The 14,487-nt window shown below is 39.4% G+C and carries 13 protein-coding genes; 2 read left to right on the top strand and 11 right to left on the bottom strand.

Annotation, left to right across the window (positions count from 1 at the left end):
* Positions 1-299 precede the first annotated feature (299 nt).
* Together EIH20_RS03100 and EIH20_RS03095 are read right to left on the bottom strand one after the other, a co-directional pair.
* Positions 300-782, bottom strand: a complete 483-nt coding sequence (locus EIH20_RS03100) for an LURP-one-related/scramblase family protein (RefSeq protein ID WP_164470844.1) — start codon at positions 780-782, stop codon at positions 300-302.
* A gap of 100 nt (positions 783-882) precedes the next feature.
* Positions 883-1,767: a hypothetical protein gene (locus tag EIH20_RS03095; RefSeq protein WP_124057898.1), complete on the bottom strand. Its 885-nt coding sequence runs from the start codon at positions 1,765-1,767 to the stop codon at positions 883-885.
* Positions 1,768-2,023: 256 nt separating this feature from the next.
* Between EIH20_RS03095 and EIH20_RS03090 the strand changes: the two genes are divergently transcribed.
* Both EIH20_RS03090 and EIH20_RS03085 read left to right on the top strand, forming a co-directional pair.
* Positions 2,024-3,685, top strand: coding sequence for an ABC transporter substrate-binding protein/permease (locus tag EIH20_RS03090; protein WP_241152369.1), 1,662 nt, complete (start codon positions 2,024-2,026; stop codon positions 3,683-3,685).
* A gap of 16 nt (positions 3,686-3,701) precedes the next feature.
* The gene (locus EIH20_RS03085; RefSeq protein WP_124057896.1) at positions 3,702-4,436 is read left to right on the top strand and encodes an amino acid ABC transporter ATP-binding protein; all 735 of its coding nucleotides are present in this window, start codon (positions 3,702-3,704) and stop codon (positions 4,434-4,436) included.
* Between the two features lie 92 nt (positions 4,437-4,528).
* Here EIH20_RS03085 and EIH20_RS03080 read toward each other — a convergent pair whose 3' ends face one another.
* The 9 genes from EIH20_RS03080 to EIH20_RS03040 form a co-directional block, all read right to left on the bottom strand.
* A complete protein-coding gene (locus EIH20_RS03080) occupies positions 4,529-5,242 on the bottom strand; it encodes a transaldolase (RefSeq protein ID WP_124057895.1) in 714 nt (237 codons plus the stop codon).
* A gap of 11 nt (positions 5,243-5,253) precedes the next feature.
* Positions 5,254-6,615 carry a PTS ascorbate transporter subunit IIC gene (locus EIH20_RS03075; protein ID WP_124057894.1) on the bottom strand — a complete coding sequence of 454 codons (1,362 nt, stop codon included), beginning with the start codon at positions 6,613-6,615 and terminating at the stop codon, positions 5,254-5,256.
* 15 nt (positions 6,616-6,630) lie between these two features.
* Positions 6,631-6,912: a PTS sugar transporter subunit IIB gene (locus tag EIH20_RS03070; protein ID WP_124057893.1), complete on the bottom strand. Its 282-nt coding sequence runs from the start codon at positions 6,910-6,912 to the stop codon at positions 6,631-6,633.
* Complete coding sequence (locus EIH20_RS03065) at positions 6,905-8,971, bottom strand: BglG family transcription antiterminator (RefSeq protein ID WP_164470843.1); 2,067 nt, start codon at positions 8,969-8,971, stop codon at positions 6,905-6,907. Before EIH20_RS03065 ends, EIH20_RS03070 begins: the two co-directional genes overlap by 8 nt.
* A 232-nt stretch (positions 8,972-9,203) precedes the next feature.
* Positions 9,204-10,559 (bottom strand): amidohydrolase, encoded by a 1,356-nt coding sequence (locus EIH20_RS03060; protein WP_124057924.1) that lies wholly within the window; start codon positions 10,557-10,559, stop codon positions 9,204-9,206.
* A gap of 67 nt (positions 10,560-10,626) precedes the next feature.
* A complete protein-coding gene (locus EIH20_RS03055; protein ID WP_124057891.1) occupies positions 10,627-11,709 on the bottom strand; it encodes an ABC transporter substrate-binding protein in 1,083 nt (360 codons plus the stop codon).
* Positions 11,710-11,731: 22 nt separating this feature from the next.
* Complete coding sequence (locus EIH20_RS03050; RefSeq protein ID WP_124057890.1) at positions 11,732-12,781, bottom strand: ABC transporter ATP-binding protein; 1,050 nt, start codon at positions 12,779-12,781, stop codon at positions 11,732-11,734.
* 23 nt (positions 12,782-12,804) lie between these two features.
* A complete protein-coding gene (locus EIH20_RS03045; RefSeq protein ID WP_124057889.1) occupies positions 12,805-13,584 on the bottom strand; it encodes an ABC transporter permease in 780 nt (259 codons plus the stop codon).
* On the bottom strand, positions 13,584-14,372 hold the full coding sequence (locus tag EIH20_RS03040; RefSeq protein WP_124057923.1) for an ABC transporter permease: 789 nt from the start codon (positions 14,370-14,372) through the stop codon (positions 13,584-13,586). The genes EIH20_RS03045 and EIH20_RS03040 overlap by 1 nt, the downstream gene beginning before the upstream one ends.
* Positions 14,373-14,487: the final 115 nt, after the last annotated feature.

The raw sequence follows: 14,487 nt of genomic DNA, 5'->3' as shown, positions 1-14,487 counted from the left end.
TATAAAGTTTTTCTCTGGTTTTCCTTAATTTTTAATGAGAGTTTTTAGTCACCGCTGTCGGTTTTATTCGCTCTTCATTTGTTGGTATGCTAGCGAGAATACAAAAGTACGTTCAGAGCAATTTCATCCTGTTTTATTACCCCTTTGTTGAATAAAACATTTCAAAAAGTTGGCAATTCAATTTTTATCTATTTGCCTCCTATTTAATCACTAGGTCGATGCCTCATCACTAATTCATTAACCCAAGCAAAAAAGCTAGCCCTATTAGGGCTAGCACAAATTTTAATTTATTTCGTTTATTAGCGTTCAGCTGCATCCATAGCCGCATCAATCGCTAGAATGACACCTATAACGGTAATTAATTCGCCTTCTTCTTCATTTACATCGAATTCAAAGGTATCTGACCATGCAAAATATTTTTTCGAGATAACCGCAACTGTATCTCCTTCTTGATCAATGATGGAATAATTGTGGCCAAAGAAATCCCCTTCAATCCGCCAACCAATTTGTTCAATTTCGTAACGGTGTTTAAGTAAAGTGAATTTCTTCTTGATAGTCGCAATCAATTGACCATCACGATATAGTTCCATCTTAGGCATTAAAGTTGCTAAACGTTGCTTAATGAAGGCCAATTCTTGACCTGTCTTAGCATCTTTCAATGTCAATTGACGACCCAAAGAAATTAATTTTCCTTCAACTTTAAAATACGGCACTTGGTGTTCATCATAGATATCAAAGTCTTGTTTCAATGAAAAAACTTTTTGCTTCATATAAAGTTTCATGCTGGGACCTCCAAATTGTGTAGTATTTTTCATCGACATTATACTAAATCCATGACTAGCTGCCAAAGGATAACCCTTCTTAAAACACTATTTTTGATCTTTATTTGGGCTGAACCGATTCAGATAAAGGTTGAGCCTTAACTGGAGGCTGTATCTTTAGCGCTTGATCATAGCTAAATGCGACTTGCCCGTTCAAACGAAGCGTCTTGACTTTTCCAATACCTTGTTTGCTTAAGGCTTTTGAATCAACTTTCAAGGCTTGGCTAACCCATTCAATTGGAAGATTAGTATCAAGATAGACACTTGATAGACGTAAACTTTTAGCATCAAAACTTAACTTGAGTTTAGGGTGTCCTTTCAAGAATTGATCTAAGTTATTTTCAATCATCTTATGATTCAATCCTTTGGTTAAGTCAGGATTATCCTTCATAAAGCTTTGATATAGTTGATGAGCAGAAACTTGATCCTTTAATGTCAAAACAATTTGACCTTTTTCTAGCTTGTAGCTAAAAGCTTGGGACAACCAGGTCGCTTGTCCCTTGGCTAATTGACTGTAGAAAGCATCTAGTCCTTGAATTAAATTTAGCGCTTGTTTTTCCTCTTTTGCTCCCTTTCTAACCACGCTTTGATCAGCTAATAATTGTTGATAGAATTTGCCATCCTTTAACCAAAAAATAAGTGAATTTTGACTACCACTACCTTGCGAGATGGTTAAGGCTAATTGCCCTTGGAAAGGTTGATTAAAATTGTGCTGGCTTTCAACACTAAAGCTAGGATGAGTTAAAATCTTGCCAGCTTGATCTTTTAACTCAAGCTCAAATTTTCCTTGGCTCTTAAGACTTTTACTTGGGAAGGTCTGGTCTTGCGCCTTTAATAATTTCGCATAGTCAACCGACGGGGTTTCTTGCGCAAAAACAGGAGGACTAGCTACACCAACCTGACCAAGTATCATGGCTACTAACGCCACATGTTTCCATTTTTTCATATATCATTCCTCCAAAAACTTGTTGATACAATCCTAGCACAGAATAGAGAATTCAAAAGGCTTTTCGGCAAAAGATATACGAAATTTCCAATTACTTTCATTAATCACTTGTTTTACTCAAGCTTTTTCACACTTTCCTCAACTTGTTTCAAATATTCTGAAATTTCGCAAGCAATTTGCTCAGAATTGTATTAAGATATGAACGTGCGCATCTTGCGCTATATTACTCCTAGCTTTAAATAGAAAGGTGTCTATCATGCATAAATTAATCAGCAAAGCGTATCTATATTTCTCTATAATCCTTATCAGCTTAGGCTCTTGCTCATCTTGGATGATAAATCCCGTTCTTGCTGCCCCTACTCAAGCCGAAAAAACAGTAGTAGTTGGTACAACGGGGTCGACTAAACCCATGAACTTCCACGATGATAAGGGGCAACTAACCGGTTTTGAAATCGAATTACTAAAAGAAGTCGATCGTCGTGATGATCAACTTCATTTTGAATTCGAGTTAACAGAATTCCCTTCCCTATTTGCTGGTTTAGATTCCAAGAAATTCGACCTAGTCGCCAACAACCTAGGCGAAAGCAAAGAACGTCGCCAAAAATATTTATACAGCCTCTATCCTTATATTATTAGTCATAATAAATTAATCACGGCTGATCCTTCTTCAAAAGACCTCACCATGGACGACATGAAAGGCAAAAAATTCGGCGTTGTTCCATCCTCTCCTCAAGCTATGTTTTTGGAAAAATACAATAAAGCTAATCCCGACAAAGCCGTTCAAATAATCTATGTCGACACCAACCCGCCACAGATTATCCAAGATGTCCATAACGGGCGCTTGGATGCCGCTATTTATGCCTCGACTTATATTCACGATGTCGAAAAAACCTATGGCTACAAACTAAAAGCCAGCCCTATCGCTAATGAAGATGCCATTAAACCACCTGGCTCTTATTTAATCTATCGAATTGAAGACAAAGCCCTTCGCGACCAAATTGATCGCCAACTAGAGGCCATTCGTCAAGATGGTACCTTGACCAAAATCAGCCAGAAATATATTGGTCAAGATGATACCCAACTGACCGAGGCTTTAATCAAGAAGAATCAAGCCTATGATCAAGCTTTTAATAAAGCCCACCCTGAATTCAAGCAACAACAAACAAAGAGCAACAAAAGAGAGAATGCGCAATCAAAAACCTCACTCTTTAAACCAAGTTTAATCCCAACCACCTTGCTTAAGCTCTTGCCATATCTCCCGATCACCTTATTAATGGCCTTATGCTCAGAAATCATCGGTCTCATCCTAGGCTTCTTAATTTGCATGGCAAAACTTAAAAAAGTGCCTGTATTAAATCCTTTGCTCACTGTTTTTGTTTCTTTCATGCGTGGAACTCCTCAGCTAGTCCAACTTTTCCTAGCCTTCTATGGTTTCCCGATTTTTGTCGAATGGCTTAATCAACAACTAGGAACTGGCATTCAGGTCACCCAAATCCCTCCTCTCGTGTATGTCTTTATTGCTTTCGGCTTAAGTGAAGCAGCTTATAATTCGGAAATCTTCCGTTCAGCAGTCCAAGCCGTCAATAAAACCGAGATTGAAGCAGCTTACGCAATTGGCTTAACTTCATGGCAAACTCTCAAACGCGTGATTGTACCAAACGCCCTAATTACTGCTATTCCTAACCTAGGCAACAGCCTTATCCGCCTCTTAAAAGGGACTTCCTTGGCCTTTACCGTTACGGTCATTGATATAATGGGACAAACACGAATCCTAGCCGGAGCCAACTTACGTTACTTTGAAGCCTATGTAGCGGTTGCTCTCATTTACTGGCTCATCTGTATAACCATTGAATGGGCTATCCACCGTTTAGAAGACCATCTAAACATCGACCGTCGTTTCATTATCCATCAAGATTAAGTTCTCAGGAGGCTTTATGTTAAAAATAGAAAATTGGTCAAAAACCTTCCATCAACACACTGTACTCAACCAACTTGCTTTTCAAGTTGAAACCGGCCAAGTCCTCACCATTATCGGGCCTAGCGGAACCGGAAAATCTACCCTCCTTCGCAGCCTAAATTTTCTTGAACCCGCTGATTCTGGACATATCCAACTGGACGACCTAGACTATGATGTAACCCGCATGACAAGCCATGATATACTGACCCTGAGACGTCAAACCGCCATGGTCTTCCAAAACTATGGTTTATTTTCTCGTAAAACAGCATTGGAAAATGTCATGGAAGCTCTCGTTATGGTCAAACAAATGGATAAAGTCCAAGCTCAAGAGCAAGCCACTTTGTATCTAAACCAAGTCGGTATGGGAGACAAGTGTCACTACTATCCTAAACAGCTCTCTGGCGGACAACAGCAGCGCGTAGGAATCGCTCGAGCTCTAGCCATTCAACCCAAACTGATGCTCCTAGACGAACCTACATCCTCCTTGGATCCTGAATTAGTCAAAGGCATTCTGGATTTGATTAAAGGCATGGCCGGAAAGGAAATGACCATCCTCTTAGCGACCCATGAAATGTCTTTTGCCCGCGAGATCAGTGATCAGGTTCTCTTCTTAGATCAAGGACGGATCCTCGATGCTGGTAGCCCTGACTACCTCTTCAATCATAGCCCTCACCAACGAATTCAAGACTTTCTAAAAAAATTAAATCGCTAAATTAAGGGAACGTCACCCTAGACAAGCAGACAGAACAAAAGAGACTACTTTCCTCTAAAAAGGGGAAGTAGTCTCTTTTGCTTTCTATTTATTTAGAGAATGCTAAAACCTAGACTGGTTGAATCCTTGAGAAACATTTGCACGGTTTCTAAGGAATAGGTTTCTAAATCTTTACCTTGCAAAGCTAATTTTTCAATAATAGTTGGCGTACAAGTAATAATATCAACACCAAGGCGATCCGCTTGATAAATATTGAAGACTTCACGTGGACTAGCCCATAGAAGTTCAACACCGTCTTTTTGACGACAGAGGTCTAAAGCCGCTTTCATCAATGGTTCTGGATCAATACCCGTGTCAGCAATCCGACCAGCAAAGACAGAAACAATCGTTCCCACGCCAGCTTTAACCGCCTCTACTGTCTGCTTGACTTGGTCCAGCGTAAAGATTGCTGTGACATTCAATTTAATACCTTGAGCGGAAAGCTCTTGAATCAAGGGGATTGTACTTTCTCCTTGAGCATTGGTAATAGGAATTTTCACGTAGACATTGTCTGCTAAAGCCGCTAATTTCTCAGCTTCTAACTTCATAGTTGCCAAATCGTCAGCAAAGACTTCAAAAGAAACGGGATAGTCTTTAATGGATGCCAAAACTTCTTCGGCAAAAGCTACGTAAGAAGTAATCCCAGCTTTCTTCATTAAGCTTGGGTTGGTAGTAAAACCACACACGCGACCTGAGTCCAAATCATGCAGCATATCACTGAGGACAGCTCCATCGGAAAAGATTTTCACCTTCAAATTATCAGTCATGTTTTCTCCCCCTAAACTTGATGATTAATCGTTTGATCCTTATTTCCTTTCAATGATGGAACAATAAGGATAATAGCTAAGATAGCAACTAAGATATAAACGCCGGTTGAATGAGCCATTGAGCCAAGACGGCCTAAAAGAATACCTAAGACACCAAAGTCCACATCACCAAAGGTCGTATTTGAGAAGCCAAGATTTCCTAAAACAGGTAATAACATGGCAGGCAAGAAGGCTAAAAGCAAGCCATTTACAAAAGCACCTACCATCGCTCCACGACGGCCACCAGTCGCATTACCAAAGATCCCCGCTGTTGCTCCACAGAAGAAGTGAGGAACCATACCAGGAATGATTAAGACACCGCCCATCATACCCAAGATTAGCATACCGATTAAACCGCCTAAGAAACTGAAGGCAAAACCAATAATTACCGCAGTTGGAGCATATGGGAAGAAGACTGCACAGTCAACAGCTGGAACAGCATTTGGAATTAAACGAGAAGATACTCCTTCGAAGGCAGGAATTAAGTCAGCTAAAATCATACGAACCCCTGCATAGACAATTGCCACACCTACAGCAAATTTTAAACCAGATAAAATTGCGAAAATAAACGGATTTTGACCTGCAGATAAGGTTTCAACAAATTTCGGCCCCGCTGCAATAGCCGCAATTAAATAGAAAAACACCATAATTAAAGCAGTTGAAATAGTTGAATTACGTAAGAAATTCCATTTTTCTGACACTTGAATATCTTCCGTTGAAGGACTATCTTTACCTACTAATGAACCAATCCACGCAGATAAATAATAGCCTAGAGAGCCGAAGTGACCCATAGCAATTTCATCCCCATCAGTAGCTTTGATTGTATAATGTTGTCCAATGGCTGGCGAAATTGCAGACCAAGCACCTAAGATAAAGCCCCCTACTAAGATAAGAGTAAGACCTTTAAAGTCCAAAGCACCTAGAACGGCTGATAATAAGCAAGCCATAAAGAATGAATGGTGACCGGTTAAGAAAATGTATTTGAAACGAGTAAAGCGAGCAATCAACAAGTTGAAAGCTAAACCTGCCACTAAAATCGACATGGTTTCAACCCCTAGCACCTTTTGTGCTACTGAAGTAACAGCTTCATTATTTGGTACTACCCCTGTAATATGGAAGCCTGTTTCAATCATCTTCGATAATGGCTCAAGGTTGGTCACAATTACGCCCGCACCTGCGGCTAACATCAAATAACCTAAGATTGGGCCCAAAGTTCCGGTCATAACTTTATGAGCAGGAGACTTTAAAGCGATTAAACCAAAACACGCAATTAAACCCATCAAAAAGGCTGGTTCACTTAAAATATCTTTCAAAAAATCTAATAATAACATGATTAATTATTCTCCTCCTTAATTGTTTTGCATGCTTGAGAGAACAGGTAATAAGTCTTCTTCAATTTTCTTTTTGTTGGTATAGCTTTTAACGATACAAACTTGCGCATCCGCTGGGAAAATATCTTTAAATTCTTTCACGGTTACAAATAAATCACATTCACGGCCAACCGCTGCATTTGAATCACAAGATTCTGATTGGACATCATAGCCATGTTCTTTGGCAATGGCTTCAATTTTCATTTTCAGCAATAAACTTGAGCCAATTCCATTGCCACATACAGTAATAATCTTAATCATTTTCTTCCTCCTCTTGAATGGCGCCACAAACAATTTCATACATCGCTTGACAATTAGGGGCTTCGATCAAAGCTTGCAAGCTAGACTCATCATCAAGAATCATCACTAACTGTTGCAAAGCTTTTAAATGAGCTGATGAGTCAACCGCAGCTAATACAAATATCAAGCGAACTTGTCGATCCTCATCATAGTCTTCAGGATCTAAGTTGAAGTCTACAGCTTGCTTCAATTGTAAAAGACTGATGCCAAGACGTTTAACCCCCTTGTCTGGAGCTGCATGGGGAACAGCCACATGAGGTGCCAACACAATATAAGCACCCGATCGATTAACCGAATCAATCATGGCTTCAATATACGTTGCTTCAATATAGCCTTTCTTTAACAAAGGTTGGGCCGCTAAGCGTATGGCTTCTGACCACGATTCAACCTTTTCGCATTGTTGAATTAAATCTTCTTTCAACAAATCGTTCAAATTAATACCCTCCCAATTAATATATCCTCGTTCCGAGTTAAGTAAACATTTAGTCAATTCATCTCTTAGATTACCCGCATCATTGATACAACAATATCTATCGATAATTCGCATCAAGTCATCAACCTTTGAATTCTGGCCAGCATCCAAATGGAATTCACCATATACTTTTTCCTTTAGGAGAGCTTTCTCTACCGGATTCATGAACGGTTGTGTCACATAAAGCGGCTTATCAGTCTCAAAGAAGACCGTCGAGAAAACCAGATCATACTCTTGAGGATCTAAATGATTTAATTGATCTAGCTGATGCAACTCTTTAAAGTGAATTTCCGGCATTAAAGCCTTTAATTCAGAACTTAAAATCACCGAAGAGCTCACCCCATTCGGACAGACTGATAAAGCCACAATTTGACGTTGATTTTGATCAGGTTGATGTAGAGCTACATAACCACCAAAATGCATGGTAAAGTAGGCCACTTCATCATCAGAGATTTCTTTACCCAAAGCTTGACGCAAGGGAGACAAACTCTTCTTTATCAGATAAAAGAGGCTACTGTATTCCGCTAAAATCTGTTCCTTCAAAGGATTTGTCAACTTCATCTCAAAGACGAGCCGGTAATAGGCTGGCACCAAATGGCTATAAAGATTTCGTTTGAAATCAGCCTGATCATTAAAGTTAATTCCTGTCTTGGCCGAAACCAATTCAATAATTTGTTTCATAATAGCTAGAATATCTGGGTCCGCTTCGACTAAATAATCCCCTTGTACACAGCCCAATAATCGTGAAGCAATAAAGTATTTCTCGATTTGTAAACTTGGATAAATTTCAACAAAGTGATCAACTAATTCCATGATCCTTGTTTGTTCAATTAATACTTGTTCTTCAGATTGATAAGCCATTGTTTCCGGTAATTGGACATTTAACAGGGCTAAAATCAGGTAGGACGTCGCCTCAATTCGTTCTCCAACAAAATGAAGATTATCCTGGCTAGTCCGTTTGACAAATATTTGCGTGATTTCCTCTAATTTAAATTCACAGTGACATTGATAAAAAATATAACGCAAAATCCACTTACCACTGGCAAATTGCAATAGTTCATTGATGGTTGCTTCTAACAACAAATGCAGTGCTCGGACCAGTCCGACTAAGTGATATCCCCGACTTCGGCTATAGGCTACCTGAACCTCATAATTAACCAAAAATTGTTTTAACTCTTTTAAGTCAGATAGAACCGTATTCTTACTCACTTTGAGCAAATCTTGCAAATGGAAATTAGAAACCGGTTCCTTTTCCAAAAACAGATAAAAGATAATCATAAACAAGCGTTCATCTTGAAAATGATACCACTTCATCTGGGGAGCCATCTTAGCAAATAAATCTTTCACCGCAATGGGCGGAACGTGAATGCGATCCTCCTCAATCGTCACCAAGGAATCCTCGTATTCAGCTAGTACTTCATTTAAGCGAGCTACTTCCCATAGTAAATTCTTACGCGGCATTTTAAATATCCGCTCAAAATCAGAGATTTGATGCCCACTATATTTGGAAAAAATTGGAATTTTTTTAATGATATCATTGGTTAGCATCGCAATTCCTCCTATCTTCACTATATAGTAAACCGTTTTCAATATTAAGCGTGATTGAGTCCAATTCATGTCAATAAAGTCTTATTTGGTTGGACTCAAGTCCAACTTATACAATGAACCCTTGTCCAAAAGAAAAGCTGAACCCCTCCTAGCGCCTATCTAAGGCTGCAATGGATGAGGATTCAGCTTTCAAAATATTAAGGCGAAACAAAACTAGTTTCAATCTAGTTACTTACTCTTGCTCCATTAAACTTTCCACCGCTTGGCGAAAACCGACCATAGCTTTATCAAGTTGCTGACGAATGTGTTTCAAATCAATATGAACTAACTGATGATCTCGTACTAATTGACGCCCATTTACCCAAACATGACGAACATTATAGCTATCCGCCGCATAGACTAGGGCACTATACGGATCAAAGATAGGGAACATGTTAACCGAATCCGTTTCCACTAAAGTCAAATCAGCTTGATATCCTACTTTTAATTGACCCACTCGCTTTTCTAGTCCTAATACTTGAGCTCCGCCAACTGTCGCCAAGCGGACAATCTCTTTGGCTGGGAAAGCCTGGCGGTCATGGTTAGCTGTCTTGTGAGCATAAGCGATATACCTCATTTGATGAAAAAGATCTAAGGTATTTCCGGAACTTGGCCCGTCCGTACCAAGCCCCACAGGGACTCCAGCTTCCAGCAACTCTTTTAAAGGGGCGATACCTTTGGCTGCCTTGGTATTAGCCCCAATACAATGAATCATCTTAGCTTGCCTATGAGCCATCAAATCAATATCCTCTTGACTCAGATGAATACAATGAACAGCTAACAAGTGTTCATTCAATAAGCCCAGCTTATCCAGATAGCCAATCGGACTCGTGCCCAATTCTTGCCTAAAATAATCCATCTCATAGTCCATTTCAGCCACATGCATCATGACTGGAACTTGATACGATTCCGCTTTAGCTTTAATAGCTAACAGGGTGCTCTCATCGTTGGTATTAGTAGCATGAGGAGCTAACATAGGGCGAATTAACTCCTGGCCCTGCCATTGGTTAATAAATGAATCACTGATCCGCAAGCCATAATAGGGATCTTGGTCACCATCGCACGTCGCTTGATTAATAATCGTTTCGCCAATCAAAGCCCGCATACCCACTTCTTGTGTCACTTGACCAATGACTGATTCAAAATAATACATATCAGCAAAGGTGGTAATCCCTGCTAATAGCATTTCAGCTAAAGCGTAGCGAGCACTGGCTTCGACTAGTTCAGCCGTCATGTTGGCTTCAAGTGGAAAAAGCAAACGACGTAAACGGTCTTTCATATCATCGCCCAAGGAACGAAACGGTATCATGCCCACATGAGTATGGGCATTAATCATGCCTGGCATGAGGATACCATCTTGAGCATCAATCAGCTGGTAGTCAGCGCCAGAATAGCCCTCATTAAGTCTTTCTTGCCATTCAAGCGGTAGGTCAGATTGGTGGCCTAGGGCCATAATTTTATCTTCTTCAATAATTAAATAACCCGGATGATAGGTTTCGTCCTTATCATTCATCGTTAAGATCCAAGCATTATAGATTAAGCTTTGCATCATCGTTCCTCCCATAAAAAAACACCTACCTTTATTATAGCAAATAAAGGTAGGTTCGTTTAATGACTTAGTTCAAGACTTCATTCCATTGATTTAACCAATCCGCTAAGTTTTGATCAACGAATTTAGTATTCATTGCTTTAGCTTTTACAGCAACTGGTCCATAAGTTTTATTAGCTGCGACTTCTGGTTTCAACACAACATCTTTATTAACAGGAGCTTCGTTGAAGCCTTCTGCCGTTTTTAATTCTAAGTCTTTACTAATACGCCAGTTCAAATATTTATAAGCTAATTCTTTATTTTTAGCATTAGCTGGGATATTTAACGTATTGTAGTTAGCATAAGTTCCTGACTCCGGAACAATAAAGCTTACCTTTGGATTAGCTTCTTTAATCATACCTTGGGCAAAGTCAGCTACTACAGCCACTTGAACTTCACCTGCTTGGAACATGTTAGCTAAGTCTGAAGATTTAGCATAAGTTTTAACCACGTTTGGTTTTAATTCTTTCAAGGCTTCAAAAGCTGCTTTACCCTTGTCGTCTTCTAATTTTGCCCCTTTGTAGTCACTTGCTACATACAACATAGCTGGACCGAAAGTAGTTGATAATTCAGGAATCGCTACTTTGCCTTTTAATTCAGCCTTCCATAAATCAGACCAATCTTTAATTTCAAAACCAAGCGCTTCACGGTCGTAAATAATCCCGATACTGTTCACAGCGTAAGGAATACCTGAACCATTATCATAAACTTCCTTAGCTCCTGGTGTTAGTTTAGCGATGTTTGGTACTTCTTTTTCAGTTACTTTCGCGAATAATTTGTCTTTAGCACCTTGGTCAGCATTTAATTGTGATAATTCAATCACGTCAATGTTAGCATTTTTATCATTTTTTAATTTAGTTAAACGTTCTGATGCATTTCCGACTTCTAAAGTGACTTTCGCATTATTATCTTTAGCAAATGGATCCATAACAATCTTTTGAACGTCATCTTGGTTCAAACCAAAAGTCGAGATAACTAAACTTGATTCGGCTTTTGCTGAATCTTTGCTGCTTGAGGCTTCCTTTTCAGCCGTTGGAGCTTGTGAGTTACCACAACCTGCTAACAATAACATACCAGCTGTGAAAGCTGTTAAAAGACTTTGTTTCTTCATATTGATTCCTCCAATATATTTTTTATTTATTTAAAGCCAATAATTTAGTTTGTGGTAAATAAAGGTGAACTTCATCTCCCACTTGATATTTCGTTTGAGAAAAGTCATGAACTAAGCACTTGCCTAAGTCAGTTTCCACTTCGTACTGATAACCTTTTCCCATAAAGGTCCGAACAGTCACGCGACCTGATAGGTGATTAGAGCCACTTGTTTCCGCCGGATTAAGTTGAATATCCTCTGGACGGATGGTTAAGACTAAGTCCTTCTTATCTTGGGCTCCATCCACATAGGTAACATCATAAACACGTCCTTGAGCATCCTTTAATTGACCATCCACTAGTTGAACCGCAAAGAAATTCTCAAAACCAATAAATTCGGCCACAAAACGGGTCTTAGGATAGCGATAAATCTCTTCTGGCGAGGCAAATTGTTCAATAACACCCTGATTCATAATAGCAACTTTATCTGAAATTGAGAAGCACTCTTCTTGGTCATGAGTGACAAAGACAGTGGTCATACCCAATTGTTCATGTAAGCGGCGAATTTCTAAGCGCATGGCTAACCGCAATTTAGCATCCAGATTGGATAGAGGTTCATCTAATAGAAGCAATTTTGGTTCAATCACCAAAGCTCGCGCTAAAGCCACCCGTTGGCGTTGTCCACCTGACAATTGTTTAGGAAAACGGTCGCCTAAGCCTTCTAGACCACAAACTTTCATGATAGTTTCAACTTTTTCTTTAATCACAGCTGGATCTAATTTATTTAATTTTAACCCAAACGCTACATTATCATAAATTGTTAAATGTGGAAATAAAGCATACGATTGGAAAACCATTCCGAACTTACGTTTATGAACCGGCACCTGGCTCAAGTCTTGACCATCTACATAAAATTGGCCTTTTTGTTGTTGAATCAAGCCAGCCATCACACGCAAAGTAGTCGTCTTACCACAGCCGGATGGACCCAATAAAGAAATTAATTGACCTTGTTCAATCGCTAAATTCAAGTCTTCTAAAATATAATGATCTTGATCATAGGTGACGCCAATGTTTTTTAATTCAACATAAGACATATTTTCTTACTTCCCTTCTTTCTTTAAACAATAGACGACAAACCTAAGGTCTTATCGATCGCATACATCAAACCTAAGGTTAAGAGCATCAAGAGGGTCGAAATCGCCGAAACAGCCGGATTGTAATTAAATTCCATATAATTCAATATACTAATCGGTAAGGTAGAAACCCCTGGTCCAGTCAAGAACATGCTGACTGGAATATTATTAAACGAATTAATAAAAGCCAACATAAAGGCAGCGAAAATACCGGATGAAATATTAGGTAGCACAATCTTGGTAATAGCTTGCAAAGGTGTATAACCCAATGTCCAAGCCGCTTCTTCAATCGAAGAATCTAAATTCTGTAAGCTCGAACCAATTAAGCGAATCACATAGGGTAGACTAATTAATAAATGTCCCACTAAGAGTGACACTAATACGGGCCATTGGAATTGCACAACAACCAATTGGAAAATAGCATAACCGGTCACCATACCTGGGATTAAGGTCGGCGATAAGAAGAATTGATTCAAGAAGCGATTGCTTCGATGTGAATAGCGAGCTAAAACATAAGCGGCTGGAATGCCAATCAATAGAGCTAGCAAAGTCGCCACTAAGCCTATCCCCAAACTAACCCAGAAACTCGACACAAAGGTGTCTGATTCAAATACAACCCGATACCAGTCCAAGGTAAAACCTTGAATCGGAAATTGAATGGCTGCCTGCGTTCCAAATGAGGTAATCACAATAATCACTAATGGTAAGAAAAGAAAAAGAAAAACAGCAATGGCAATCACACTAATCCATTTATTTGCTTTCATTACAGATCACCCGCCAATCGTTTATCCATTCGTTTAGCTAGTCGCGATAATAGAGCATTCACTAATAAGGTTATTAATATCATAATAAAAGCCACGACGCTGGCTAATTGCCAATTACCCAAAGTCAAAGCATTTTGGCGTAGGAAGGTAGCCAGAAGCATATTCTTATTTCCGCCCAATAATTGCGGCGTTGTATAAGCCGTCAAGGTACCCGTAAAGACGAGGATACTACCGACAATCGTCCCTGGAATACTAAGCGGCACAATAATCTTGCGAAAGACGCGCCACTGGCTAGCACCTAAAGTGGACGCAGCTTCTAAAACTTCAGGTTCAATTGAATCCATTACTCCCACCAAGGAAATAATCATGGTTGGTAAGAATAAATAAATCGAACCAATAATAATAGCAAAATCGGTATATAAAAGAGTAAGTGGCTGATCAATAAGATGCATAGCCAAAAGAGTCTGATTGACGATACCCTTTTGTCCCAAAATATTAATCCAAGCAAAGCTTCGAACCACTGAATTAGTTAATAAGGGAAACAAGGTCACAGCCATCAATAAGCTTTTCCATTTTTTTGTTTGACCAGAAATAAAATAGGCAGTTGGGATTCCTAAGATAGCACACCAAAGAGTCACTAAACTGGCCACTTTCAAGGTGCGCCATAATACTTTCATTTGATATGAACTAGCAAAAAAAGCCGTATATTGACTGAAAGGATTGAGGGATAGTTCTAATGTTGGTAATAGCAAGTAAATTAAAGGTAGCACCATGAAGACTAAAAGCATCAACACGGCTGGGCTCAAACCAAAAACACGAACTTTATTCACGATTTAACCTCCTATCGTTAGCACTCAACAAGTATACACTCTCTAATAGCCCCATTCAAGAGCTTCTTGTGAA

The sequence above is a fragment of the Vaginisenegalia massiliensis genome (assembly GCF_900604935.1).
In the GTDB taxonomy this organism is placed as follows: Bacteria; Bacillota; Bacilli; order Lactobacillales; family Aerococcaceae; genus Vaginisenegalia; species Vaginisenegalia massiliensis.
Note: the sequence above shows the minus strand (reverse complement) of the source record. Positions and strands in the feature narration are given on the sequence as shown.

Bases quoted from the DNA above. Each gene is read 5' to 3' on its own strand.
- EIH20_RS03100 (WP_164470844.1), bottom strand. From the start codon at position 782: ATGAAACTTTATATGAAGCAAAAAGTTTTTTCATTGAAACAAGACTTT.
- EIH20_RS03095 (WP_124057898.1), bottom strand. From the start codon at position 1,767: ATGAAAAAATGGAAACATGTGGCGTTAGTAGCCATGATACTTGGTCAG.
- EIH20_RS03090 (WP_241152369.1), top strand. From the start codon at position 2,024: ATGCATAAATTAATCAGCAAAGCGTATCTATATTTCTCTATAATCCTT.
- EIH20_RS03085 (WP_124057896.1), top strand. From the start codon at position 3,702: ATGTTAAAAATAGAAAATTGGTCAAAAACCTTCCATCAACACACTGTA.
- EIH20_RS03080 (WP_124057895.1), bottom strand. From the start codon at position 5,242: ATGACTGATAATTTGAAGGTGAAAATCTTTTCCGATGGAGCTGTCCTC.
- EIH20_RS03070 (WP_124057893.1), bottom strand. From the start codon at position 6,912: ATGATTAAGATTATTACTGTATGTGGCAATGGAATTGGCTCAAGTTTA.
- EIH20_RS03065 (WP_164470843.1), bottom strand. From the start codon at position 8,971: ATGCTAACCAATGATATCATTAAAAAAATTCCAATTTTTTCCAAATAT.
- EIH20_RS03060 (WP_124057924.1), bottom strand. From the start codon at position 10,559: ATGCAAAGCTTAATCTATAATGCTTGGATCTTAACGATGAATGATAAG.
- EIH20_RS03055 (WP_124057891.1), bottom strand. From the start codon at position 11,709: ATGAAGAAACAAAGTCTTTTAACAGCTTTCACAGCTGGTATGTTATTG.
- EIH20_RS03050 (WP_124057890.1), bottom strand. From the start codon at position 12,781: ATGTCTTATGTTGAATTAAAAAACATTGGCGTCACCTATGATCAAGAT.
- EIH20_RS03045 (WP_124057889.1), bottom strand. From the start codon at position 13,584: ATGAAAGCAAATAAATGGATTAGTGTGATTGCCATTGCTGTTTTTCTT.
- EIH20_RS03040 (WP_124057923.1), bottom strand. From the start codon at position 14,372: ATGCTTTTAGTCTTCATGGTGCTACCTTTAATTTACTTGCTATTACCA.